This is a genomic window from Candidatus Sysuiplasma jiujiangense, assembly GCA_019721075.1.
Lineage (GTDB): Archaea > Thermoplasmatota > Thermoplasmata > Sysuiplasmatales > Sysuiplasmataceae > Sysuiplasma > Sysuiplasma jiujiangense.
The window spans coordinates 133,963-159,411 of sequence record JAHEAD010000001.1 but is presented as its reverse complement, the minus strand read 5'-3'; the positions used below and the strand labels follow the sequence as shown (position 1 = coordinate 159,411).

Annotated in this window: 25 protein-coding genes and 1 pseudogene; 19 read left to right on the top strand and 7 right to left on the bottom strand. The window is 48.9% G+C overall.

Annotated elements, in window-relative coordinates; translation table 11 throughout:
* Positions 1 to 219 precede the first annotated feature (219 nt).
* From KIS29_00750 to KIS29_00730, 5 genes are read left to right on the top strand one after another with little or no spacing between them, the layout of a single operon-like run.
* A complete protein-coding gene (locus KIS29_00750) occupies positions 220 to 903 on the top strand; it encodes a hypothetical protein (protein ID MBX8638851.1) in 684 nt (227 codons plus the stop codon).
* Positions 904 to 919: 16 nt separating this feature from the next.
* The gene (gene aprB / locus KIS29_00745) at positions 920 to 1,387 is read left to right on the top strand and encodes an adenylyl-sulfate reductase subunit beta (protein ID MBX8638850.1); all 468 of its coding nucleotides are present in this window, start codon (positions 920 to 922) and stop codon (positions 1,385 to 1,387) included.
* Between the two features lie 9 nt (positions 1,388 to 1,396).
* Positions 1,397 to 3,253, top strand: coding sequence for an adenylyl-sulfate reductase subunit alpha (gene aprA / locus KIS29_00740; protein ID MBX8638849.1), 1,857 nt, complete (start codon positions 1,397 to 1,399; stop codon positions 3,251 to 3,253).
* 14 nt (positions 3,254 to 3,267) lie between these two features.
* Entirely contained in the window at positions 3,268 to 4,425 is a 1,158-nt protein-coding gene (gene sat / locus KIS29_00735) for a sulfate adenylyltransferase (GenBank protein MBX8638848.1), read from the top strand.
* Between the two features lie 60 nt (positions 4,426 to 4,485).
* Positions 4,486 to 5,277 carry a metallophosphoesterase family protein gene (locus KIS29_00730; GenBank protein MBX8638847.1) on the top strand — a complete coding sequence of 264 codons (792 nt, stop codon included), beginning with the start codon at positions 4,486 to 4,488 and terminating at the stop codon, positions 5,275 to 5,277.
* An 85-nt stretch (positions 5,278 to 5,362) separates the two neighbouring features.
* Here the strand turns inward: KIS29_00730 and KIS29_00725 are convergent, their stop codons facing one another.
* Together KIS29_00725 and KIS29_00720 are read right to left on the bottom strand one after the other, a co-directional pair.
* Positions 5,363 to 5,524, bottom strand: coding sequence for a hypothetical protein (locus tag KIS29_00725; GenBank protein ID MBX8638846.1), 162 nt, complete (start codon positions 5,522 to 5,524; stop codon positions 5,363 to 5,365).
* A gap of 110 nt (positions 5,525 to 5,634) precedes the next feature.
* Positions 5,635 to 6,132 (bottom strand): GNAT family N-acetyltransferase, encoded by a 498-nt coding sequence (locus tag KIS29_00720; protein MBX8638845.1) that lies wholly within the window; start codon positions 6,130 to 6,132, stop codon positions 5,635 to 5,637.
* 109 nt (positions 6,133 to 6,241) lie between these two features.
* Here KIS29_00720 and KIS29_00715 point away from each other — a divergent pair, with 109 nt between their 5' ends.
* A complete protein-coding gene (locus tag KIS29_00715) occupies positions 6,242 to 7,429 on the top strand; it encodes an amidase (protein MBX8638844.1) in 1,188 nt (395 codons plus the stop codon).
* Between the two features lie 90 nt (positions 7,430 to 7,519).
* Entirely contained in the window at positions 7,520 to 8,134 is a 615-nt protein-coding gene (locus tag KIS29_00710) for an MBL fold metallo-hydrolase (protein ID MBX8638843.1), read from the top strand.
* Here KIS29_00710 and KIS29_00705 read toward each other — a convergent pair.
* On the bottom strand, positions 8,129 to 8,815 hold the full coding sequence (locus KIS29_00705) for a helix-turn-helix domain-containing protein (protein ID MBX8638842.1): 687 nt from the start codon (positions 8,813 to 8,815) through the stop codon (positions 8,129 to 8,131). The genes KIS29_00710 and KIS29_00705 overlap by 6 nt on opposite strands.
* A gap of 141 nt (positions 8,816 to 8,956) precedes the next feature.
* Here KIS29_00705 and glyS point away from each other — a divergent pair, with 141 nt between their 5' ends.
* Both glyS and KIS29_00695 read left to right on the top strand, forming a co-directional pair.
* Entirely contained in the window at positions 8,957 to 10,714 is a 1,758-nt protein-coding gene (gene glyS, locus KIS29_00700) for a glycine--tRNA ligase (protein MBX8638841.1), read from the top strand.
* A complete protein-coding gene (locus KIS29_00695) occupies positions 10,683 to 11,912 on the top strand; it encodes a CBS domain-containing protein (protein ID MBX8638840.1) in 1,230 nt (409 codons plus the stop codon). Before glyS ends, KIS29_00695 begins: the two co-directional genes overlap by 32 nt.
* A gap of 141 nt (positions 11,913 to 12,053) precedes the next feature.
* Here the strand turns inward: KIS29_00695 and KIS29_00690 are convergent, their stop codons facing one another.
* Positions 12,054 to 12,581 (bottom strand): DUF4382 domain-containing protein, encoded by a 528-nt coding sequence (locus KIS29_00690; protein ID MBX8638839.1) that lies wholly within the window; start codon positions 12,579 to 12,581, stop codon positions 12,054 to 12,056.
* 162 nt (positions 12,582 to 12,743) lie between these two features.
* Here KIS29_00690 and carA point away from each other — a divergent pair, with 162 nt between their 5' ends.
* Complete coding sequence (gene carA / locus KIS29_00685; GenBank protein MBX8638838.1) at positions 12,744 to 13,823, top strand: glutamine-hydrolyzing carbamoyl-phosphate synthase small subunit; 1,080 nt, start codon at positions 12,744 to 12,746, stop codon at positions 13,821 to 13,823.
* A gap of 4 nt (positions 13,824 to 13,827) precedes the next feature.
* A pseudogene (gene carB / locus KIS29_00680) lies at positions 13,828 to 16,978 on the top strand (carbamoyl-phosphate synthase large subunit).
* Between the two features lie 86 nt (positions 16,979 to 17,064).
* Here the strand turns inward: carB and KIS29_00675 are convergent.
* On the bottom strand, positions 17,065 to 17,268 hold the full coding sequence (locus KIS29_00675) for a DUF2892 domain-containing protein (protein MBX8638837.1): 204 nt from the start codon (positions 17,266 to 17,268) through the stop codon (positions 17,065 to 17,067).
* A gap of 11 nt (positions 17,269 to 17,279) precedes the next feature.
* Positions 17,280 to 17,540, bottom strand: a complete 261-nt coding sequence (locus KIS29_00670; GenBank protein MBX8638836.1) for a hypothetical protein — start codon at positions 17,538 to 17,540, stop codon at positions 17,280 to 17,282.
* 71 nt (positions 17,541 to 17,611) lie between these two features.
* On the opposite strand from KIS29_00670, the gene KIS29_00665 reads away from it, so the two are divergent.
* The 3 genes from KIS29_00665 (at position 17,612) to KIS29_00655 (ending at position 19,514) form a co-directional block, all read left to right on the top strand.
* A complete protein-coding gene (locus KIS29_00665) occupies positions 17,612 to 17,812 on the top strand; it encodes a hypothetical protein (GenBank protein ID MBX8638835.1) in 201 nt (66 codons plus the stop codon).
* Positions 17,813 to 17,939: 127 nt separating this feature from the next.
* Positions 17,940 to 18,353: a helix-turn-helix domain-containing protein gene (locus tag KIS29_00660; protein MBX8638834.1), complete on the top strand. Its 414-nt coding sequence runs from the start codon at positions 17,940 to 17,942 to the stop codon at positions 18,351 to 18,353.
* Positions 18,354 to 18,440: 87 nt separating this feature from the next.
* Positions 18,441 to 19,514 carry a helix-turn-helix domain-containing protein gene (locus KIS29_00655; protein MBX8638833.1) on the top strand — a complete coding sequence of 358 codons (1,074 nt, stop codon included), beginning with the start codon at positions 18,441 to 18,443 and terminating at the stop codon, positions 19,512 to 19,514.
* 4 nt (positions 19,515 to 19,518) lie between these two features.
* Here the strand turns inward: KIS29_00655 and KIS29_00650 are convergent, their stop codons facing one another.
* Positions 19,519 to 20,019: an ACT domain-containing protein gene (locus KIS29_00650; protein ID MBX8638832.1), complete on the bottom strand. Its 501-nt coding sequence runs from the start codon at positions 20,017 to 20,019 to the stop codon at positions 19,519 to 19,521.
* A 73-nt stretch (positions 20,020 to 20,092) separates the two neighbouring features.
* Between KIS29_00650 and KIS29_00645 the strand changes: the two genes are divergently transcribed.
* From KIS29_00645 to aroA, 5 genes are read left to right on the top strand one after another with little or no spacing between them, the layout of a single operon-like run.
* Positions 20,093 to 20,884: a 2-amino-3,7-dideoxy-D-threo-hept-6-ulosonate synthase gene (locus tag KIS29_00645; GenBank protein MBX8638831.1), complete on the top strand. Its 792-nt coding sequence runs from the start codon at positions 20,093 to 20,095 to the stop codon at positions 20,882 to 20,884.
* A gap of 2 nt (positions 20,885 to 20,886) precedes the next feature.
* Positions 20,887 to 21,912, top strand: a complete 1,026-nt coding sequence (locus tag KIS29_00640) for a 3-dehydroquinate synthase II (GenBank protein ID MBX8638830.1) — start codon at positions 20,887 to 20,889, stop codon at positions 21,910 to 21,912.
* Positions 21,913 to 21,920: 8 nt separating this feature from the next.
* Positions 21,921 to 23,321 carry a type I 3-dehydroquinate dehydratase gene (locus KIS29_00635; protein ID MBX8638829.1) on the top strand — a complete coding sequence of 467 codons (1,401 nt, stop codon included), beginning with the start codon at positions 21,921 to 21,923 and terminating at the stop codon, positions 23,319 to 23,321.
* Complete coding sequence (locus KIS29_00630; protein ID MBX8638828.1) at positions 23,321 to 24,184, top strand: shikimate kinase; 864 nt, start codon at positions 23,321 to 23,323, stop codon at positions 24,182 to 24,184. The genes KIS29_00635 and KIS29_00630 overlap by 1 nt, the downstream gene beginning before the upstream one ends.
* Positions 24,168 to 25,430 (top strand): 3-phosphoshikimate 1-carboxyvinyltransferase, encoded by a 1,263-nt coding sequence (aroA, locus tag KIS29_00625; GenBank protein ID MBX8638827.1) that lies wholly within the window; start codon positions 24,168 to 24,170, stop codon positions 25,428 to 25,430. Before KIS29_00630 ends, aroA begins: the two co-directional genes overlap by 17 nt.
* The last annotated feature ends 19 nt before the right edge of the window (positions 25,431 to 25,449 follow it).

The window sequence follows — 25,449 nt, the reverse complement described above, 5'->3', positions numbered from 1 at the left end:
AATACGGAAGCGGTTCATTATTTACCCGGTCAGCAACGAAAATATATGTGCCTGACAATGTCAGTCGAAATCAGTCGTTATCGAATAAGTATAAGTAAAGAAAATTCATTGCCCTGAATGGTTCATAGAATGGCCGCTGTAAACATAGATGTGTTTTTCCCATCGGACTACTTTCGGTTGTTTGTACTGATTCTGGTTTTAGGAGCCATCCTCGGTGTTATGTATGACGCCCTCGTGCGGAAAAAAATCAGGGCATATGAACAGGAGAGGGCCTGGAAAAGGAGTTTTGGAAGGGTTTCTGGAGGTAAGCATGTATCCCACTCCTCGGTAATAATGCGGGTCCTTCTCAGAAATATCGCCTTTTCCGGTGAAATTGCTTCATGCAATGAAAAAGGAGTTGACATACCGAGACGTATCGCTCATCTGCTTCTGTTCTGGGGATTCATTGTATCGGCTCTATCGATGCTTTCCAAGGCGTTCGTTTACCCGACACTCAATGCGTCTCCAATCTCGAATCCGCTTGAAATTGCTACAAACACAGGTAACACTATGCTGCTCCTTGGCGGAATTCTGATGCTTTTTATGCGCGTGAATGTCAGATCAGAGAAGGACTCCATTTTCCGCTCTATTCGTGCTGACATGTTCCTTTTTTCAATCATGCTTGCCGTGGTTTTCCAATTCATACTGGAATTTGCCGATCTTAGCGGTTCGCTTGTGGCGACAGAAATAGCGCTTATATTTTATCTGCCTGTCACTGCTTTTCCCTTCCTCTCAATGGGATGGTCAAAGTTCCTTCATATCATCTACAAACCGGTTTATGCAATACACAGGGAAATTGATTCTGCCGATGGATATTCTCATTTGCCATCGCCTTCTAAAGTGAGTTTCATAAAAGAAGATTGAGGAGTCGTGAATCAGAATGCCAACATTTGTTTACATGACGATGTGTGACGGATGCGGTAAATGCGTCGAGCTCTGTCCTAGCGACATAATGCACATCGACCCAATCAACAGGCGCGCTTTCAATGTGGAACCCGACATGTGTTGGGAATGCTATACCTGTGTGAAATACTGCCCGGAACATGCCATCGATGTCAGGGGATACGCGGACTTTGCCCCGCTCGGGCACGGTGTCACCGTACTTCGCGAACCTGAAAAGGGAGCGGTATCATGGAAGATCAAATACAGGGACGGCCGCATAAAGGAATTCACTTTTCCTATCCGTACCACTAAGTGGGGATCAATCAAATCTGCAAGGAGCTACCCTGCTCCCGAGAAAGATTCTATTCACACGCCGCTGCTCTCGCATGAGCCTGATTATCTAAAAGTGGAAAGCCTTCCGAAACTTCATGCATTTGTGAACGACGGCAGTAAAAGTAAGAACTGAAAACGGGAGATGATATCTCTGTCAATTGGAAAGACAAAATCTGTAAAGCGCGTTGACTGTGACGTATTGATAGTGGGAGGAGGATTTGCAGGATGCGGGGCAGCCTACGAGGCCGGATACTGGGGTAGGGATCTTCGCATTGTTATCGTCGAAAAGGCAAATATTGAGAGAAGTGGAGCAGTGGCACACGGATTATCGGCTATTAACTGCTATATGGGAATGAGATGGAATGAAAACATGCCTGAAGATTTTGTCAGGTATGCAAGAGGCGATCTGATGGGACTCGTGAGGGAGGATCTGCTGTACGATATAGCGAGGCACGTCGATGCTACTGTCCATATGTTTGAGGAGTGGGGCCTTCCCATGATGTACAACAGGGAGAATGGTCACTACCAGAGGGAAGGAAGGTGGCAAATCATGATTCATGGCGAATCATATAAGCCAATAATTGCAGAAGCAGCTCAAAAATCGGTAGATGAAGTGTACAACAGGGTAATGATCACACATCTGCTTACAGATATGCGGAATCCCAGGCGTATAGCCGGCGCGGTGGGTCTGGATGTCAGGGAAGGCACATTCTACGTATTCAGGGCGAAAGCTGTCATAGTCTGTGCTGCAGGCGCCTCACACATATACAGACCGCGATCTGTGGGAGAGGGAGCGGGAAGAACTTGGTATCCACCCTGGAACAATGGATCTGCATATGCCCTACTGATGCAGGTCGGGGCCGACATGATACAGATGGAAAACAGAATTGTGGTCACACGTTTCAAGGACGGTTATGGTCCGGTCGGGGCATGGTTTCTCATGCTCAAATCAGTCGCGACAAATGCATATGGTGAGGAGTATGAGAAGGCGCACATCGATAATCTGAGGACATATGTTGGAACCAAGTATGCAGATGCAAAACCAATGCCGACGTGCCTGAGGAATCACCTGATGCTTGAAGAGATAAAGGCAGGAAAGGGTCCAATCTACATACACACTGAACGCTCTCTCGACACGCGCGAAAAGGAAGAGCTTGGCTGGGAGGATTTTCTGGACATGACAATAGGCCAGGCTGTAATGTGGGCTTCTCAGAATATAGACCCGAAGGTGGATCCGTCAGAACTCACCATGTCTGAACCGTATGTAATGGGATCGCATGCTGTCTGTGCAGGCGCCTGGGTGAGCGGGCCGGAGGACATGGCTCCATCGGATTATAACTGGGGATACAACAGGATGACGACCGTTGAGGGCCTCTTCGGAGCAGGTGATACTGTCGGCGGCAGCGCCCACAAGTTCTCATCTGGCTCTTTCACCGAAGGTCGTCTTGCAGCGAAGGCCGCAGTAAGGTTTCTGAGAGATCATGCTGATTACAAGCCGCAAATCGATTTATCTCAGATAGAAGCTTTGAGGGAGGAGTTGTACAAGCCACTGGAAAATTATGAAGTGGGGAAGCATGTAATTGTGAAGGGAAGCGTTTCCCCCTTCTTCATCACACCCAAGCAGGGTCTTCAACGACTCGAGAAGATAATGGACGAATACTGCGGGGGTGTTGGATCATACTACTCGACAAATGAGAAACTCCTTAACAAGGGATTAAACCTGCTTCTCATGCTTAAGGAGGACATGAAGAGCATTGGAGCGGAGGATCTTCACCAGCTGCAGAGAACGTGGGAGCTGAGCCACAGAATCTGGGTTGCTGAGGCGGTGATAAGACACACACTTCACAGAAAGGAAACGAGATGGCCGGGCTATTACTACCGGGCAGACTATCCGCACGTGGACGATGAGAACTGGCATGTCTTCGTTGATTCACACTATGACCCATTGACACGTCAGTGGGAGATGTCTGCAAAACCGGTGCATCACATTGTGCCCTGACGGGATGATGCTGAATGATACCGTCCCCTTATGGTGGAAAACTTGTCAACGGCATTCCCGGCGAAAACGAATTACTTAGGCGGAGAGAGGAAGCATCCGAGATCCCGGCGATAAAACCGTTGATAGACCAGATATATGATGCTGAAAAAATATGTACAGGAGCCTATAGTCCCCTGGAAGGCTTTATGGGGAGGGAAGATTTCAAAAACGTCTTGGACAGAAGCATGCTTTCGAACGGAATGCCCTGGACAATGCCCATATTTCTGGCGCCCGCAGGAAAGGACAATGAAGCTGTCCTGAAAGAAGCGGGCGAATCGGATATGCTGTCCATCCTGGATACGTCCGGAATTCCATTTGCTATTATCAGGGTTGGGGAGAAATTCACAATATCGCGGGAGGAGATTGCAAAGAAGATATATGGAACGACCGACAAAGCTCATCCGAACGTTTCTGATCTGTCACAGATGGGTGAAATCGCCATCTCAGGAAAAGTTCAGCTTATCAGAATGACTCGGCATACTAAATTTGAATACACGCCGCTTGAGACCCGGGAGCTCTTTCAGAAGAATGGCTGGAGGAATGTGGCTGGTTACCAGGCAAGGAACCCGCCGCATACCGCTCATGAATATATTCAGAGGGCAACACTTGAAAGGGATGATATAGATGCACTTTTCATACAGCCGGTAATAGGAAAGCTCAAGAAGGGTGATTACAGGCCAGAAGTCATAATGGAGGCATATGAAGTATTCGTCTCTCACTATTATCGGAGCGACAGGGTGCTGCTCGCTTCACTTTCGATATCAATGCGGTATGCAGGACCAAAAGCGGTTCTTTTCTATGCTATCGTGAGAAGAAATTTTGGGTGTTCCCATTATATTGTAGGCAGGGATCAGGCCGGTGTGGGCAGCTATTATGACCCTTACGCCGGGCATAGAATATTCGACAATTTCGACGTTGGTATTGTGCCGCTCAAGTATGAGGAAACATTCTACTGCAAAGTCTGCAATGGAATGGCTTCAAGAAAAGTATGCCCTCATGGAGATGAATTTCACGAGAACACGAGTCAAACAAGGATAAGAAAACTACTTTCAGAGGGGAAACCGCTTCCGTCTGAAATTCTCAGACCGGAAGTTGCTGAAGTGCTGAGGAAGGGCGATGTCATTAACATCTGATACCGGAATTTGTCCCCTGCGCTATTGCTCACATCGCATACACCAGTAAGATCATGAGTAATCCGGCGGTGGTTCAAACTGGCTAAGAAAAAAGGTGTAAAGGGCCTTCATTTCGATGCAAGGAGAGTCGCGATACTCTCAGACATACATGGAAACTCGGTTGCGCTCAATGCTGTTGTCGAGGAAATCAGCACAATGGGTGTTGATGTCATAATCAGCCTCGGGGATGTGGCAGCCACCGGTCCTGCTCCCATCAGCACACTCGCAATCCTCAGGAAACTGAATATCCCATCTGTCATGGGAAACACGGATGACAGAATGATAAACCCTGATTCAACCAAATTCAATCCGGAGAGAGGGTCTGAAATTCCTGAAATAGATGCCTGGTGCGCACGTATGCTTGGCAAGCAGGATATAGCCTATATTTTGTCATTCCTGCCGCTCCTGCACGTTAAATTCAAAGAACAGCGGATGCTCTGTTTCCATGGCTCTCCCGCATCAAATACAGAGGTTATAGATGCGCATACAGGCAGTGATAAACTGGAAGGAATTTTCAGGGATCATTCGGCGGATTTACTTGCAGGAGGGCACACGCATGTACAGATGCTCAGGAGGCATGGTTCGTCTTACATCGTGAATCCGGGAAGTGTGGGCCTTCCTTACAGGTTGGAGGCAGACGGAAAACATTATAGACCAGTCATTGCAGAATATGCAATAGTCGAGCTTAAGGGGAAAAACGTTTCGATCGACTTCAGATGTGTAGGCTATGACTTCGGTGAACTTGCAGACGTTGTGGAAAAGAGCGGGATGCCACATGCCGACTGGTGGATTTCAAAGTGGAAGCGAAGTTGATGCTCTAGATTGATGTAAACATCCGCCCTGTCGTGGCCGAGAATGAATGCATGCTATTTTCATAAGACGGCTGCCCGCTTTGAATTCATTCTTCGAATTCTTCCTGCAGATCAATTATGACCTGTTCCAGCACTTCTTCGAAGGTGCCGCTCTTGTATTCCCGAATACCTCCGAGCTGGCTCTGGACCCTTGCCAGGTAGCTGGAATCGGTCTTTAGAAATTCAACGTTGCAAAGCGATTCTTCCATCTCTACACATTCCTTGGCTAAAACTGCTCATAAAACAAAGGATATTTAAGCTTATTATAATGTTAATTCGAAATTCGCTTAACCTGGTCCGACGGTCTTCACTATATCTGTCATTCAATGTTTTTCGTCAGATAAAAAGCATCCTTTCCCTTGCCATAGTATTCGGTTATACGCTCGCATATGAGATATCCTTCCTTCTTGTACAGACCGATTGCCGACAGGTTATTCACGTCTACATGCAGCGTGAGCAGTTTGATTGCGTGTCGCCTGGCCATATCTTCTGCCTTCCTGAGCAGTACTGTGCCAAATCCCCTGCCACGCACTTCAGGCATGACTGCCAGCGATGCAACTTCCACTGATTTTCTATGCAAAAAAATTATTTCCGATGCAACAATCCGCTTTTCCATTTCTGCCACATAAGTTATGGAGAATGGATGAAGCAAAAAACCCCTCAAAACAGAAGAACTGTATCTTCCATATTCAAAACATGACCGTTCGATGTTCTCAAGTCCCTGAAGATCGCCTATGCTGGCCATTCTGACGTTAATGTCTGTATCCTGACAGACATCACAGGTGCTTTTGGCATCGTCTTCTGCCACTGTTCTCATGATGACCAGGTCAATTGCTTGCCGGCAACTTAAACTGTTTGATGTGAAGCGGGTTATGCGACTGCAATAACTGTAATAATGTAATGGACATTGGGTTTGTGTCACAGTCATGGGCGAAAACACACTTGTAAGGGACTGCTGCAATGCATTCGTGAATACGACTAAACTTCCTCCGTTTAAGAGCGGCAATCTTTCCGGACTCAGTTTTGCCGTTAAAGATAATATTTTTACCGGAGGCGTCAGGACGACTGCCTGCTCGAGAATCCTCCAGGATTTTATCCCAGATTATGATGCGTTCATAGTAAAGCAAATCAGACTCAGCGGCGGTGAAATAATAGGTAAGACAAACAACCATGAATTCGCAGTCGGCACAACCAACACCTCATCTATCTTCGGTGCAGTGCGCAATCCATGTTCCAGCGACTGCATCAGCGGAGGTTCCAGCGGCGGTTCTGCCGCTGCTGTAGCCTCCGGTGCAGTCGACATCGGAATCGGGACAGATACCGGCGGTTCTGTGCGGATTCCCTCAGCTCTCTGCGGTGTCGCGGGCTTCAAACCTTCGACGGGTCTGATACCGACTGAGGGTGTCATACCTCTGAGCCGAACAATGGATGCTATCGGCATTATTGCAAAGGATGTTGCCTCTATCAGAACTGTCTTTGAGTCTGTTCTTCCCCAAAATTCAAGAGCCATTGTCCGTCCCGAGAAGGATATTAAGAGTCTCGGGCTAATGCTGTTTGACGACGGTCCCGTTTCAAAAAAACTTCTTAAAAAGGTGGAATGCCTGGCAGGTGAATATGAGATCAGCGAAATTTCAATTCCTTCACTGGAAGAAAGAGGAGGCTCGTTGCGCAGAAAGATAACTTCGGCGGAGGGAGCCTCCTATCACAGAAAATGGCTTGAGACAAAAAGGGACCTTTATTTTCCTGACGTCAGAGAAGTTCTTTTGGCAGGACTTAAAACGGGAACTTCCGATTATATCGAAGCATGGAATTTATTGAAGGGTATAATCAAGGAATATGATGCCGTCTTTTCAAGAATCGGCGCAATACTTTCACCTACGACGAAAACAGTAGCTCCAAAAATATCCGATGTCATTGGAAGAGAACTTCATTTCCGTGACTCTCTTCTTGGAAATACGGAACTGTTCAATGCCGTTTTTGCACCTTCGGTTTCTATCAATGCGTGCGAGATGGATGGACTCCCGGCCGGACTGATGATCAGCGGCAGCAGAAACGACGATTTTGCCGTCCTGCGTCTGGCTGAAACAATCGGAAAAAAGCTGAAAAATCTGTAAAGCCTGTGTCACTGCATATGATATTCAACCGGAAGTTCAAAGCTGGAAATATCCAAGTATTGTAATGAAATACTGGAACACGGTAAGTGTATGATAGAAGTGAAGCAGATCAAGGTGGGCAGCATGCAGAACTTTTCATATCTCGTCTTCGACGCAGTCGAACTGGAAGGCGCGATTGTCGATCCTTCCTTCGACTCGAGCATGGCTGTTTCCGAGGCATCGCGTCGTGGAGTAAAACTGAAGTACATATTGCTAACACATCATCATTTCGACCATGTACAGGATGCAGAGAAACTTGCACTCCGAAAAGGCGCGAAAATAGTCGCACACTCCAGTTCCCCACACAGAAAGGACATTGCTGTCGATGATGGAAGCCATCTCAGCCTTGGAAACAGTACAATTCAGGTGATACACACTCCGGGACATACTGTAGACAGCTGCTGTTATCTGGTTGATGGAAAACTCTTTACCGGTGACACGCTGTTCGTCGGAGAGTGCGGCCGTGTGGATCTTGAAGACAGCAGTCCTGAAAGCATGTTTGAAAGCCTAATCGTTAAACTGCGCGCCCTTGACGACAGAACAGTTGTCTATCCTGGCCACGATTATGGCGTCACACCTTTCTCAACAATAGGCGATGAAAAGAAAAATAACTATACAATGGAGAAGCGGACAAAGGACGAATTTCTGAAATTCATTACATCATGAATCCTTTTCTTCAAGCAGTCTCTCTACCAGCGTGCGTTCAGCACGCCTGATTGCCTTGCTGACCGCTGGTGCTGTGACGCCCGCCATTCTGGCCACGTCCGCAGTAGAAGCTCTCCGCGGCACGTCGAAGTACCCCATTGCCTTCGCCAGTTTTACAATATACAGCTGGACAGAACTTATTCCCTCGAATTTAAGTTGGCCAGGTTTCCCTATTGAATGGATTTTATAATAAATTCCCTGCTGGCTGAGTTTTTCAGTCATTTCCTTTACCCTGCTCTCTTCCACGAAAACCGTCATCAGCGCCCTGTCACCAACTATTTTCAGCGGGGATGCAAGAAAGGTCGCCTCAGCGAGTTCCCTGAGTATTGGTGAAATCTTGTCCGGAGTTCTGTGTTTTACGATGACAGTATATTTCGCTGCAGTGCTGTCCATGCTTATGATTTCAAAATCTATCAGTCCGTACTTTTCAGAAATTTCCAGCCTTCTGTTTTCTATGTCCTCGGCAGATCGCATCCTTCCGGACCTCCTTATCTCCAGGAGCTCCACCATTATCTTTTCCGACGCAAAAAGTGTCTGAAGGACTGTGATGCTTTCATTGTTGATGAAAAACCTGCCAAGCAGGCTGTTCAACGGCTCTATCGACTTGAAATCCACCTCGATTTCCAATCTCTTTAGCGTCATTTTGTTCCACTTTCGCCGGATAGGGATTATCAGGGCATTGCTGAATAATCTTTCTTCCAATGCGTTTCGATGCGGATACATGCATTTCTTGCCATGGAAACATTGATAACAATAAGCTGTCTATTGAAAATTTGAAACTGCATGGATGCAATAAAACAGCCAGTCCAGCCGGAAAAATCACTGCTGCCGATGATGAAGCGAAGAGGTTTCATATGGCCATCGTTTGAAATTTACGGCGGATCTGCCGGTTTCTATGACTACGGTCCGCTCGGATTGCTTCTGAGGGAGAATATACGGGATATGTGGCGCTCGATTTATTTCAGAGAGGGTTTTTTTGAAATAGACACACCATGCATCAACCCTGAAAAGATTTTTCAGGCATCGGGCCACATCAAGTCATTCACGGACCTTGTTGTGGAATGCAATTCATGCCATGAGAACTTCAGGGCCGATCACCTGATAGATGCCGGTGAATCCGCAATATCTGCAGAATATGTGGAGAAGCTGGCTGCTGAAATGAAGCTGAAGTGCCCGAAATGCGGCTCGCACGATTTTTCAACACCTGTTCCTTTCAACCTGATGTTCAGAACGCAGATAGGTCCGAAGCAGGGTAAACCAGGATATCTGCGACCCGAAACTCCTCAGGGCATATTCATCAATTTTCAGAATCTCAAAAGATTTTACCGGGAGAAACTTCCGTTCGGTGTTTTTCAGTCAGGGAGGGCCTTCAGAAATGAAATTTCGCCGCGGCAGGGTATGCTTCGCCTCAGGGAGTTCAATCTGATGGAAGCTGAAGTATTTCTTGATCCGAGGAAAAAAGAGTGGGGATCCCTCAACTCGTTTCGCGGGCAGGAATACCTTTTCGTTCCCAGAGAAGGAACGGAAGTCGTCACAACATTGGATGATGCATTGAGAAGAAAGTTTCTCCTAAGCAAGGCACATGCCTATTTCATCGGCCTGACGTTTGAGTTTGCCCTCCGCATAGGGCTAGACCCTGAGCGTCTTCGTTTCAGGCAGCACAGGAAGGATGAACTGGCACATTATGCACTGGATTGCTGGGATCTGGAGGCTTTGTTGAGCAGCGGCTGGACAGAAATAACCGGTATCGCGGACAGATCCGATTACGATCTGAGATCGCATCAAACTGTCTCAGGTTCTGATCTGACTTGTTTCAGGAAAGTGGGCGATGAACATGTTGAAAAAACGCTTCGTGTCAGGGCTGAACGCTCCCGCCTGGGACCCGTTTTCAAGAACAGGAGTGAATCGGTTGCCAGGGCAATAGAAGCGCTCAGGCCGGATGACATACCGCGCGACGGTAGTTTTGAAATCGGTCTGGATGGAGACAGCATTACGATTTCAACCGACTATTTCAGAATTGTCGAAGGCGAAAGCATTCCAGCTGGAGAACATTTCTTTCCACATGTTATTGAACCCGCCACGGGTCTTGACAGGGTATTCTATTCTGTCCTTGAGCACAGCTTTGAAACTGATGGAAAGAAAAATGCTCTAAGGCTGAATCCCGCAATCGCGCCCATAAAAGTTGCAGTTTTTCCGTTGCTCAATGAACGGAAGATGACTGACGTCTCGAGGAAAATTTATCAGGAATTTGTAAATGCGGGGATTGAGGCGTATTATGATGATGCCGGCTCCATCGGCCGGAGATATGCAAGGATGGATGAGATAGGAACTCCTTACTGCATAACGGTCGATACTTTTGAGGGTAGCGTCTCTACTGTGACGGTAAGGGATCGCGATACAAAGAAACAAATACGAGTTGGGCGAAGGAATATCGTAGGGAAGGTGAGACATTTGATTTCTGGTAGAAAGCTGGAAGAAACAGGTACATTAATCGGAACTGGAATTGCTGATGAAGCTGCGGGAGGCGAGGACTACGAATGAAAATCTGTTTGCCGCTATGGGAAATGTGAGTGTGATCTCGGGGAAGCTGGGCAAGATTTCCATAGGGAAGCCACAGGCAAAGTGGCCCATACTGTTCGCGTCCCCTCAGGATGAGTTGACCGCCGTTGCTTCAAAAATGATTGAATTTGATCTTGATGAAATACCTGTTATGGACAGGAAGACTGTGGTGGGAGTTGTTTCGCTGAAATCGATACTCAAGGGAAGCATACAACCTGCGACAAAGGTGAAAAGCATTATGCTGAGCACTCCGGAACTTCACCCATGGAGCAATGTTTTTGATCTGGCGGAGGCAATAATCAATACCGGTTACAGGCAGATTCCAGTAGTCGATGACGGAAAACTTGCAGGCATCGCTGATAGAACTTTTCTTGTAAAACTGATTTCAGGCATTAAGGAGATCGGTGGAATCAGCGTCAGAGATGTGATGACCCCTTCCGTTATAACGCTTAATCAGAACGACTTTCTCGACAGTGCGTTCGAAACTTTCAGGTCCACTGGCGTGAGAGCCGTCCCCGTCGTAGACAATGATGGAAAGATGAACTCGCTCCTGAAAATATCGGATCTTGTCTCAGTTGTAATGCGCGGAAAATCAAGTGAAACAGCCGGTGAACTTGTGGGAAGGGCAAATCCTGTAGAAATAACAGTAAGCAGCATTGCTCGCCGGGAGTTCAGTTATCTAAAACAGGAGGACAGAATGAACAGAGCGCTGGCATTGATGTCCTCAGAGGAGGTGACATCCCTCCCCGTCCTTGATAACGGGGTACCTGTCGGAATACTTTCAAAATTCGATGTTGCCCAGCTTGTAATGTCGATGCTTGTCAGGGAGTCTGTTTACGTGCAGATTACAGGCATTTCAGATCCGGATGTTCTTGATATGATATACAATGAGGTACAGAAGACAATGAAGAAGATTGAGAATATATCAAGACCCATATCGCTGTATATTCATGTTCACTCGTACAACAGTGAGTTTGGCCGCATCAAGTATTCGCTCAGCGGGAAACTTCAGACTGTCGAGAGGCTCTTTGTAGCCAAATCGTTCGACTGGGAACCGGTTCGCACCACGCAGGATCTTCTTTCCAAGCTTGAAGGCATGGTAAAAGAGATGAAGTCTATCAAGATCAAGTCGAGAAAGAGAAGAAAGAGCCAGCGTCATGCTGTTTCCGAGGAGTATTGACAAATATGTCGGTTATCTGCATTTACTGAAAGAAGAAAAAGAGGAAAAACGTGAAATTTTTAGAAAATGTTTTTTTGGGGCAAACGCTGGTTTCTGCTGGAAAAGGCGATGCCTGCATTTTCTACAACAGAAGAGGCTAATTCAGCTTACGGTTTCCGCCACCACAGGAGTCATTGTGAATCCTGTGAAAGTTGAACCGTGGATTGCCTGAGCACTGTTGAAATCAAGCGTAACAGTGGTTGTTGAAGCAGATGATATCTTGAACTGGCCTGCTATGTCAATGTCCGGGCTCGTGAGTGATATCCTGTATGTCTTTCCATCATATACGCCAAATGAACCGCTGACCACAAGCCTGATCATCTGATAGTGTCCGTTAGGCAGCTTGAGACTTGTCAGGAATACCGATTTGTTTGTCGTGTTTGCCAGATTTATTTCAACCGGAGTGCTGAATGGCTTCGAATAACCGCCACTGCCGCCCGTAGTCGAGTTATGTACGGATACTTCTGTTATGTTTATGTAAACCGAACTCCAGCCGGCCGGTAAAGGATCCCTGATCTGTATGTTCAGGCTCCCGCCGCTGTTCAGCAGGTAGTATGCTCCAGCGCCTACAACAATGACTGCTATCGCAACTGCGATTATCGCTCTGCTCTTCATATCTATCAGTTTCATTCAGCCCCGGCCATATATAACTGTCTTACTTTACAAAAATCGAATAAACCGTATTTCCCTGAAATGCAAGGAGAGATTTTAACCGATGCTTCTAGCCGGTAAAATAGCGGACAGACTGAAAAATATTAAGTATGAGAGCTCAATGTTTCAGAGGTATTCCCTTTGAAAACCGATGGAATTCTGCTGCTCGAGGACGGAACAAGTTTTGAGGGCAGGATTTTCGGCTCTGCTACCGAATCATATGGCGAAGTCGTTTTCAGTACCTCCATGACAGGATATGAAGAGTCGATAACCGATCCTTCCTACCGGGGCCAGATACTTGTGTTCACCTACCCCCTCATCGGAAATTATCGCTTTACGGCACAACAGCTTCAGTCCGTCCGTGCCCAGGTCAAGGGCATCGTTGTATCTGAAAATACATCCTACCCGTCAGCGGACCTGCAGGAGTTGCTCAGCGCTTCAGCTGTCCCGGGCATCGAGATCCCGGAGACAAGAAGTATTGTCAGGCGCGTCAGGGAAAAGGGAACAATGAAAGGGCTCATCATACCTGGCCTGATGACAAATTCGTTGCTGGAGGAGAAACTCGGGTTACTGGCAAAAGAGAAAAATATCTGGGAAACAAATCTTGTTTCCGAAGTTAGCACTTCTGCTTCGGTTGGCCCGTTTGGCACGGGTAAGAAAATTGTCATTCTCGATTTCGGCGTCAAGAGAAATCTTATACGGGATCTTTCCAGGCATTTTTCTGTTTACCTCCTTCCATATTCATCGTCGTACGACGAAGTGATGAATTTCGAGCCTGAAGGGGTTGTTCTTTCAAGCGGACCCGGGGATCCGGACCATGCCGATATAAGGAAAAATGTTCTTCCTGTTGTCAAGCGCCTGTCTTCGGAGTTGCCTGTCCTCGGGGTATGTCTCGGACACCAGATACTCTCCCTCGCATACGGCGGTAAAACCTACAAGCTCAAGTTCGGTCACAGGGGTATAAATCATCCAGTAAGGCTTGGCGAGAAAGTCTACATCACCTCCCAGAATCATGGTTTCGCAGTCGACGAACAATCTCTTTCGGAAACAGATTTGAAACCCACCCAGTTCAGCCTCAATGACGGCACGGTGGAAGGACTGGAATTGCCGGGAGGCACAGTCTTAACTACACAGTATCATCCTGAGGGAGGTCCGGGTCCCCAGGACACAATCTTTGTGTACGATTATTTCAGAAAACTCGTTTCGGGCGGGAGGAGGTGAGTTTTTGCCAGCAAACACAAAGTTGAAAAAAGTGCTGGTCATCGGTTCTGGTCCGATTGTTATCGGACAGGCCGCCGAATTTCGACTTCTCCGGCAGCCAGGCATGTAAAGCCGCAAGGGAAGAGGGTTTCGAGGTAGTGCTGCTCAATTCAAATCCTGCCACGATACAGAGCGATCGCGAGATCGCGGACATTGTATACATAGAACCAATGACATCTGAGACTGTTGAGAGGATCATTGAGAAGGAGAAGATAGATGGCATATTCAGCGGGATGGGAGGTCAGACGGCACTGAACCTCTGTTCTGAACTCTCAGAAAAAGGCATACTCGCGAAGCACAATGTGAAACTGCTCGGTTCAAACGCGAAGGCTATCGCTTCATCAGAGGACCGGGAGCTGTTCAGGGAGGCGATGACCGGTGGCGGCCTTCCTGTTGCCAGGAGCTTCACATGCACCTCAATTCCGAGTTCCAGGGAATATGTGAAAAAACTCGGCGGTTTTCCTGTAATGATCCGTTCCGCCTACACACTGGGCGGTACTGGCAGCGGAATAGCCAGAAATGATGAGGAGCTGGAATATATTGTCGGGACGGGACTGGCAAGTTCCAGGATAGGTCAGGTTATAGTTGAAGAGAGTATACTCAACTGGGAAGAGTTCGAGTACGAGGTCATAAGGGATGCTGCAGGGAACAGCATCATAGTGTGCAGCATGGAAAACCTGGATCCAATGGGCGTCCACACGGGAGAAAGTATTGTGATAGCTCCTGCGCAGACGCTTAGCGACAGGGAACACCAGATGCTGCGCTCTGCCGCTCTCAGGATCGTGGAAATTCTTGGAATAGACGGTGCATGCAACGTGCAGTTCGCAGTCCACCCAAAGACGAGAGAGTTCAGGGTGGTCGAGGTTAACCCCAGGGTGTCCAGAAGTTCTGCACTGGCTTCGAAGGCTACCGGTTACCCTATCGCCAGGGTTGCAGCAAAGATTGCTCTTGGCCTCCATCTCGACGAGATTGAAAACATGATAACGAAGAAAACAAAGGCAGCATTTGAGCCTTCACTCGATTATGTTGTTGTGAAGATCCCGCGTTGGCCCTTCGACAAGTTCCGTCTAGCGGACAGGAAGATCGGAACCCAGATGAAAAGCACCGGCGAAACAATGGCAATCGGAAGGACATTTGAGGAAACAATCCTCAAGGCTCTACGTTCACTTGAACTTGGTCTCATTGACCTGGATTGCGGTGAAATATCTGAATGGACCGACAGCCGGCTCATGGAGGAAATAGAGATTCCCACCGACAGGAGGCTCTTTTGCCTGATCGAAGCATTCCGTCGCGGCTTTTCAGCAGCCGATATGCATGAAAAATGCCACTGGAATTTGTTCTTCCTCAACAAACTGAAGGGACTTGTTGACATTGAAAAACGCATACTTGCCGGCGATGAACAAGCTGTCCTCGAGGCAGCCAGGACTGGTTTTACCTCAACATACATAAGCCGTATATCAGAGAAGGCAATCAAGCCGAACAGGGTATTCAGAATGGTGGATACCTGCGGTGCTGAATTCGAGGCTGAAACACCGTACTATTACAGCACCGCTTTCGGCGAGGATGAGGTAAGCAAGGGAGAGCGCAGGACAGTTCTGATAATCGGCGGAGGTCCGATCAGGATAGGGCAGGGCATAGAGTTTGATTACTGCTGCGTACACGCTGCCATATCGACAAGGGAAGAAAATTACGATGCTGTTATAATAAATAACAATCCGGAGACCGTCTCAACGGACTTCGATCTGAGCAGCAGGCTTTATTTCGAGCCGCTTACCTCCGAGGATATACTGGCAGTGGTTGAGAGAGAAAAGCCGTTTGGCATAATGACACAGTTCGGAGGACAGACTGCGCTAAACGCAGCCATGTCGCTCAGCGGCGACAGCCGTGTCAGAATACTCGGAACGCCGCCGGAATCTCTTTCTCTGGCAGGCGACAGAAAGAATTTCTCTGATTTTGTCAGAAAACTCGGTCTGGAGCAGCCGGATTCCCTTTCAGTCACTTCAAGAACAGACGCAATCAGGGCCGCCGGAAAACTCGGATATCCCATCATTCTGCGCCCATCGCATATAATAGGCGGCAGGGGAATGGAAATCGTAAACGACGACGAACAGCTTGAGTGGTATCTCGATGGAATTAAGATGGGAGGCGGCAACAGCCTTCTGCTTGAAAGATATCTTTCAGATGCTGTGGAGGTAGACGTGGACGTTATTTCCGACGGCAGCAGGTGCTTTATAGCAGGTATAATGGAGCATGTGGAGCAGGCCGGTGTTCACTCCGGAGATGCCACGATGGTCCTGCCTCCGCACACTTTGCATGAGCAGGAGCTGAGAGAAATCGAAAGGCAGACTGAAATACTAACCTCTGCATTAAATGTGAGGGGACTGGCAAATTACCAGTTTGCCGTGAGGGATGGCAAGGTTTCAGTCCTTGAGGCAAATCCGAGAGGAAGCCGCACCATCCCCTTCGTGTCCAAGGCAACCGGAATACCTCTTTCCAAAATTGCCACGAAGGTAATCCTTGGCCACTCACTCGATGAATTCGATCTGAACGCGAAACGGGTTGGCAGAATTGCAGTGAAGGTCTCCGTTTTCCCGTTTCTGAAACTCAGAGGCGTTGACAGCGTCCTAGGTCCTGAAATGAAGAGTACCGGCGAAGTAATGGGCATCGGGAGGACATACGCCGAAGCATACTGGAAGGCATTCACATCCGCCGGAATGAAATTGCCTGCCGCAGGATCGGTTTACCTGACCGTGAGAGATGAAGACAAGAGAAAACTCCTCCCGGTGGCAAGGAAGCTGGCAGAAATGGGCTTCGGCATCTTTGCCACCAGGGGAACCCAGGAATTTCTTGAAGCCAACGGCGTCGGAGCCACCAGGGCGTACAGGATATCAGAGAATCTCAAGCCTGACGCTCTGGGACTGATGCGCTCCGGCAAGGTATCTCTTGTCATCAATACCCCCAGGGTAAGTTCCGGAAGCCTCCGGGACGGTGCAATGATGAGGCGACTCGCAGTCGAGACGAATATACCGCTTGTAACAACTATAAGCGGAGCAATGGCAATAACCGACGCCATCGAATTCAGCATCAGCGGAAAACCGGGTATAGAACGACTCTGACGCAGACACTGCTGCAAATATTAACAGGCAGCTGATTTCTGCCTGTCAGATTAAACAGTTTACTGATGTTTACCTCAGGCGATCGCTCACTGGGTGTTTTTTCCGACCCTGTTTATACCGGCTATTGAATAAAGCACGCAGTAGCCGCTTAGACCTGTAACAAGAGCAATCAGACCTATGACTGCCACAAGTATCTGCAACAGGCCACCAGTGTAGAAAATGGCCGCGAGTAAAAGCAGTCCTGCCACGATCCTGACCCCCCTGTCAGCAGGACCAACATTCTTTTGCATTTTGTTTCGCCTCAGTACATTTTCTGAAGTTCAAAGATCGTAACTTCAGTGGGTGGTCTTACCTGTGCCACGAGATCGGCGAGCGCTTTTCTGCTTGGCGCTTCCCAGGTACAGAATGCCCTGTTCTCGCCGCTAACCGCGTTTATGGATTTCAGTTTGAAACCCTGTGGCAGCTTGCCATCCTTTGCCATTCCCGCTATGGCCTTTACGGTTTTTACCGCATTTTCAGTATTCTCGCTCTTCCAGACATGCTGGATTAGGAAATCCGACATTTTTGTATCACCATGGATTGAAATAGCATCGTGCAGCATATACTTACTACCGTTGGGGACCGGTAGGTCTTATGGAAGAAATTATTCTCAGGATGAAACACACTTTGCCGTTCAACAATCTCTCCATCGCTTATCCCGATGCCTCGATCAGCAGATGGTGCAATTCGATGGTGGATTATCTGGAGATTGGCTCTCCTGACGGGGCAGTGCTCAACGATATCCGTGAGGGACTTCCGGCTGTTGTATCCGAACTGCATAGCGAGCTGATATAATGAATCTCTTTCCACTGGCAGACTGAGTGTAATGGTCAAATGCCGGTGCAGCCCGCTGAATTCAACCGCCAGGATGGCTGAGGAGTCCGACTGTCTCTGGAAAGCACCAGTCACATATGCAGGAGGAATGGAATCAATCATTGTTGTTGCCCTGGAGGGAAACAGTTTCAGGAGACTGTACGCAAAGCTTGAGAAGATTGCCGAGGTGGACATCCTGAGCAGAACTACTGTCGCGACCGACGCACTCCGCGATTCCTACACACTGTCATTATCCACTCTCTTCCAGGGTCTTACCAGGAAACAGCTGGAACATTTCTCGCGTGCCGTGGCTTCAGGATATTTCGATGTTCCGAAGAAAAGCTCAATTGAACGCCTTGCGAGATCAGCTGCATTGGGCGAATCCGTCCTGCAGGAACACATCAGCAAGGCGGAATCCAAAATAGTTTATGCGCTTTACCCGTACATCAGTCTGTACCTGACATCCATCTCCACGAAGCCGGAGACGATCGAACGACAGGATAAGGACAAAAAAGGTCAGTAGAGAAGAAAAAATCGCCATCAGGATGCGCTTTAACGGACAATAATCTATAGAAGAACGGCAATCAGTGATCGTTTGTACTGCGGCCGGATCTCAAGAGGGAGAAAATTGGACGATTACAGGAAAAGGGCCTATCTGTCTGCGTCGGAGGTTTCGAAGGTTCTTGGAATCGGTCTAGATACGATCTACGACTCTGTCAGGAATGGCACGCTCCGCAGCTACAGATCTGCGAGCGGACAGCACAGGTTCGACATGAGTGAAATTGAAAAATTCCGGAAACTGGTTGTGCCGGAAAGGATTGACACCGGTCCATCTGTCTCAGAATGCAAACACTTTTGCCATGCTGTAAACGGCACTGTTCAGGAAATAGTAGTGGGGAATTCACAAAATATGGATTATGTCCCAAGCGACAGTGTAAATCTGGTGATAACATCCCCGCCGTATTTTGACACAAAAATGTATTCGATTGACGGAGAATACGAGGGCGATCTTGGAAATATCCATGATCTTGGCTTATGGCTGAGCGAAATAGGAAAGGTCTGGTCTGAAGTGTACCGTGTTCTTCAACCGGGAAGGAAGTTTTTTTTGAACATAATGAACCTGCCGTTGAGGGAGAAGGGCAGCTTCAGGACGCTGAACCTGACGGGAAAGACAATAGATCTATGCGAGAGTATCGGTTTCGTTTTCCGGCGGGACATTGTCTGGCATAAAACAAATTCCTCCAGGGCGCACTTCGGAACATATCCGTATCCCGGCGGTATACTGATAAACCATGCCCATGAGTTTATACTTGAATTTGAGAAGCCGTCGCCCGGCAGATACAGAAAATATGCTCATGTCGACAGGGATTCCAGAGAGCGGTCGATATTGGAAAAGGATTTCTGGATAAATGTTAAGAAAAGCGATGTCTGGCTTATGAAACCTGAAAGGAGCGGCAGGGGAAGAAAACACATCTCTCCCTTCTCGGTTGAACTTCCGATGCGTATCGTCAGGGCGTTCAGCTACTACGGCGAAACTGTCCTCGACCCCTTTCTCGGTTCGGGAACAACACTTGTAGCCTCAGCCAGTCTGGGCCGGAATGGCATAGGCTTTGAACTCAACAGGACTTACGCGTCCGATGCATCTGAAAGGTTGATGCATTCGATGTCAACCCGGAATCTCTGAACAATCACTTCAGTGTGAGTTCGCTGACTCCCCTTGCCCTGCGCAGGAGCGGAATCAGCTCAAGCGGAACTTCGGAGGAAGTGACGACGTACAGCCTGGGATTCTCTGTGAGTTCCGGATCTTCCACAATTGCCTGTCTTATGCTTATTCCCGCATCGGCTATTATCCTTGATACATCGGCAAGTATGCCTGGTTTATCTGCGTCATCCGGCGTGATCTCTATGGTGCTCCATCCGATCTGGGGTCCTGCATCCTTGAGGTTGGCGACGGGCTTCAGGAAACCGAAGAATTTTGAAAGTTCGCTGCTCTCCGAGATTGTCTTTGCTGTCGCATGAACCACTCTCCTGTCAACGCCAAGCGCACGGGCTATCGCCGCGTCGCTGAGCCTGATTTCACCACAGTAGATACTCCCTTCCCTGACACTAAGTCCTAGTTGCAGCATAGCCCTTGCCACCTTTGACTGGCTGGGGTAAATTCCAAATTCTCTCACTATCTCTTCCCACATGCTCTTCAGTGTATGTCTTTATACAATAATGTATAAATATGTTGTCTGATTAAAAGTGTCTTACGGTATCTCCATGATAGGCAAAAGCATCAGGCTGGAACGAATATTCGACAGAAAGTCATCCGCAGCACTTGTTGTTCCGATGGACCATGGATTGTCTGAAGGGCCCCTGCCGGGGATAGTGGATATAAGGGATGCCATTGATAAAGTTTCGCAAGGTGGGGCGACCGCGATAGTCATTCACAAAGGACTGGTGGAATCCGGTCACAGAGGATACGGCCGTGACATAGGACTGATAGTGCATTTGTCGGCGAGCACGAAACTTTCGCCGACACCCAACACGAAGGTGCTGGTCGGAAGCGTTGAGGAAGGGATACAGCTCGGCGCAGACGGCATTTCCATTCATATCAATGTGGGCGCGGAAGATGATGCCCGGATGCTTGAGGATGCAGGAAGGATTGTTAGAGACTGCAGAAACTGGGGAATGCCGCTTCTCGCAATGATGTATCCGAGGGGAAGCGCTATCCGCGATCCATACAGTGTGGATTTGCTGAAGCATGTTGCACGTGTCGGTGCCGAACTTGGGGCTGACGTTGTTAAGGTCTATTACACTGGATCTGAGGAGACGTTCAGGGAAGTTGTAAAGGGATGTCCTGTGCCAATACTAATAGCAGGAGGTCCGAAATTAAACTCGGATATGGAGGTGCTGCGAATGGTGAAAGGCGCAATGAACAGCGGTGCAAGAGGCATATCCATCGGACGGAATATATGGCAACACAAGGATCCTACCGCAATGACACAGGCTATCTCAAGAATACTCTTTGACGGGGCGGAAGCAGAGGAAGCCGCCAAGCTGCTGGGATGACTTTGACTGAAGATAAGTTCTTCTGGATACTTGCGCAAGGGAAGGAAAAGAAGGCGCGGCAGAGACTTATTCTGGACGCAATTGAAAGTGGTTTCACAGATATTGTGATTTCAGATGAGGACAGGGAACTCCTCCAGGGTGCCTACTTCAGGCCACTCCAGTTGAAGGACGGATTCCTGTATGATGGCGAGGAAAAAATTGGCAGTTACGTCAGAATAGCCGAAGAAGGGGACATGCCTGACCTCTCCAGATTCAGACTGGATTTTCTTGTCGTGGAAGTGACAGACTGGAAGGTCATTCCTGTGGAAAATCTGATAGCAATGTGCTCGAAGAACAGTGCGAAACTTGTCGTAACTGCAAAAAGTGCCAGGGAAGCGGAGCTTTTTCTGAGCACACTGGAAAAAGGCGTGGACGGCATACTTGCAGTCGTATCAAACCATCATGAAATAGGTGAATTTGGCAGATTGCTCAGATCCGGAAATCCGGTTTACAAGCTGGAGGAGGCTGAGGTAACTTCCGTGAACCACGCGGGCATGGGAGACAGGGTTTGTATAGACACATGCTCCATCCTCTCTGAGGGGGAAGGAATGCTTGTCGGTTCACAGTCTTCGTGTCTCTTCCTGATACATTCCGAGTCGCTTGAAAGCAAATTTGTCAATGCGAGACCTTTTCGTGTCAACGCGGGCCCCGTCCACTCGTACATTCTTTCCCCCGGGGGACGGACCAGCTATCTTTCAGAGCTGAAGTCAGGCATGCAGCTGCCGGCGGTGAAAACCGACGGAACTTCAAGAAATGTGACTGTGGGAAGGGTGAAGATTGAGAGAAGACCTCTGTTGCTGATTCGTGCGGCAGTGGACGGAGAGGAATGCAGCATAATTCTTCAGAATGCAGAGACGGTTAATCTGTGCACTCTGTCCGGTCATATACCTGTTACAGGCATTAAGAAAGGTGACAGCGTAGTCATTTGCAGACAGGAAGGCGCCAGGCATTTCGGAATGAGAGTGAATGAGACTGTTTTTGAGAGGTAACGCCTTCCATGATATGTGTTTCTGTAGCCGGAAAGAATGCCGCTGAAATTATGGAGAAGGCCAGGGTGGCCGAATCATCCGGTGCGGACATTGTCGAGTTCAGGCTGGATTCAATAGGTGTGCTGTCAGAGCGGACGGTGAGGGAAATTTCCTCATCGGTAAAGATAATGAAGATAGCGACGCTGAAGGGTGACTCCATCAGGCTGCTTTCCCGCCCGGACGCGGAGCTGTTATTTTCCGATTTCGATTTCATTGACGTCGATGTGAGTGACGCTGAGTCGATGGATCTGCCGGAAAACCTGCGCAGGAAAATCATCGCTTCATTCCATGGGAAAATAAGGGACGAAAAGGAAGCTCTTTCGATTCTGCAAAGGGAATTACGGCGGTACGCAATTGCAAAGTGCATCTCGATCGTCGGTTCGATGAGGGAGGCATCGATAATTGCCAGATCTGTTCCGGCAGAGGAAAGGGACAGGGTAATTGCCTTCTCAATGGGCAGAGAAGGGGTGCTGACGAGAATCGTGTCGATGAAGGGCGGAAGCCCATGGGCTTATGCTTCACTCTCCCGGGCAGAGCAGACGGCAGAGGGCCAGCTGGTATTCGAAGACTTGAGGGATATAGAAAAAGGCATGCTTCTTCTTTTAATCGGCCGATCGGTGGAACACAGTCTTTCCCCGCTCATACAGAACCATGCGATGAAGAGATGCGGGATTCCCGGAAGATATGTTGCTGTAAGCGTGAAGGAAAGCACGGAACTCGAGTCTTTCTTTGAACTTGCAGTTGCCTCAGGCGCAAGGGGAATCAATGTTACGATGCCGTACAAGCAGGATGTCCTTCCTTTTCTTCATTCGCTTTCCGGCGAGGCTGAGCGAATACAGGCTGTCAACACAATTGTAAACAGGCAGGGAAAACTGGAAGGCCATAATACCGATTTTGACGCATTCAGAAGTGTGATCAGCGGAATGGAAGAGGGAAGCGCGCTGATATTCGGTGCAGGAGGCGCCGCGCGGGCAGCAGCCGCCGCGCTTGACGGCTGGGACATAACGGTTTATTCCCGGAGCAGCGAGAAAGTCGAGATGCTGCAGAAGAGTCTCAATGTAGACAGAAGAAACTTCAGTCCGGGATCCAAGTATGATCTGCTTGTCAACTGTACGCCTCTGGGAATGGATGGTGTATCAGACCAAATTCCGGATAAAGTAACAGGCTGTGCTTTTGATTTGATAATAGACTTTGTTTATTCGGGCGGGTGCAGATTGTTCGAACAGCTGGCACGCAGCAGAGGCATAGGCTACGTTGGCGGAGAAAAGCTTCTTGCCCTGCAGGCAGCAGAGTCTTTCCGGCTGTGGACAGGAGTCGAGCCGCCTGTCGAAGAAATGATTGAGCTGGTCGAACGGGGGAAGGATGCCTGATGTTTGATGCGGAAGCCACAGAATATTGTGCTGCTACAATAGTGAGCGGTATAGTTTCCTTCAGCGGCGTAACGCTGGGCACAAGCCTCAGCAGCAAGGCGAAGGTCAGGGTCGAGGGTGGCAGGGAGAGCAGCTTCGAGCTCAAAAACAGCGTTCCGGTGGACGGAAGACTGGTGAATGAGTGTGTCAGAGCTGTTGAGCCTTTCAATAAAACAGGTAAAGGCGGTCTGTACATCGAAGTGGAATCCGAAATTCCCCCTTCCAAGGGAATGAAGAGCAGCAGCAGCGTTTCACTGGCTGTAATTTCCGCGCTTCTTCGCGCATACGGCGCCGAAATTCCGGAATCAAGGCTGCTGCAGCTGTCGGCTGTCGCCTCGCTGAATGCGGGTGTTTCGCTGACCGGCGCATATGACGATGCCGCAGCCTGCCACTATGGCGGCATCATCTTCGCCGATAACAAAAAGATGACGGTAGAGAGGGAAATGAAAATGGGGAAGGAGTACAGCGTCGTTTACTCAATACCTGAACGGAGCACCGAGAAGAAAGCACTGCCATTTGCCGAATTGAAGAAGAATACGGCTGCGATGGAAAGTTTCTACGGAATTGCAAAACTTTCGCTCTACAGGGAGGCGGCCCTTGCGAATTCCCTCCTGCTCTGCCGCGTGCTTAACATCGATCCAGCACCGATATTCTCCTCGCTTGCCGGGGGTGCGGTAATCGCCGGCATAACCGGAACGGGTCCGGCGATCTTTGCACTTTCCGACAGGGATGAGTTGCCGGCGGTTGTAAACGCTTTGAAGGATTACGGTAAAACTGTCATATGCAGAAACAGGGGTGTATCCGCGGATGGAGTTGTTTTCTGAGAAATCCGGAGCTGTTCACGGGACAGTTGCCGCCCCACCTTCCAAGAGCATGACGCACAGGGCGATACTCTTCGGCCTCATGTCGGGCGGAGCCATGCGGATCATGAATGCGCTTGTGAGCGATGATACAGTGAGCACAATTTGTGCCGCGAGGCTAATGGGTTCGGATATTTCAGGCGGCAGCACGCTTACGATGGAAGGAGGAATGCATCAGCCTGAAGATGTGATCAATGCAAACAATTCCGGAACAACGGCCCGCCTTCTGAGCTCTATTTGTTCCCTGATGGCCGGCCATTCCGTAATTACAGGCGACAGTTCGCTTCGCTCCAGGCCTATGGAACCCGTGATCGATGCGATAAGGCAGCTTGGCGGTGAAGCATTCTCCACTCTGAATAATGGCAGGCTTCCTGCTGTCTTCGGCGGACCAATGAGAAATTCATCTGCAAGCCTGCGCGGAGACATAAGCTCACAGTTCGCCTCCTCACTTGCCATGTCATGTCCGATTAAGGACGGTGAGACAGAGGTTGCGATTGTGGGAGGAATGCAGTCCAGGCGGTACCTGGAGCTCACACTCCAGATGGTTGATTATTTTGGCGGAAGGGCCGGATTTGAAGGAAACACGATGTATTTTGAAGGAGGTGGAAGCTACGGGCCAAGGGACATAGTGATACCGGGTGACTATTCCTCCGCATCCTTTATCATCGCAGCATCGGCCATTACCGGGGGCAGTGTATCCGTCTCCTCCCTGAGCGATGATTTCGTTCAGGCGGATTCGGTGATTCTGCGTGTGGCGGAAAAATTCGGTTGCAATGTTGAAAGAAGCGGCGACAGGGTTGCGGTTTCGGCAACGGGACTCACCGGAACTGATATAGATTGCGCTGAGACGCCAGATATTTTCCCCATAACATGCGTGATTGCATCTGCTGCCCGTGGCAGAAGCACAATCAGCGGATCTGAGAATCTCAGGATGAAGGAGACTGACCGCATTAAAACCACATGCTCGATGTTGAAAAATATCGGCGTCAAGTTCATGGCAAAGGGAAACAGCATCCAAATCAATGGCGGAAAAATAAGGGGCGGAGTGGTTGATTCCTGCGGCGATCACAGGATAGCGATGTCAGCGGCTGTTGCGGGTCTGGCATCCGCGAAAGGCGTCCTGGTGAAGGACGCAGGTTGCTTCAGGGTCTCTTATCCGTCTTTCCTGAGGGATATAAAGAGGATTGGAGGGAAGGTGAGCAGGCGTTGAACACTATCGGAAGATCGCT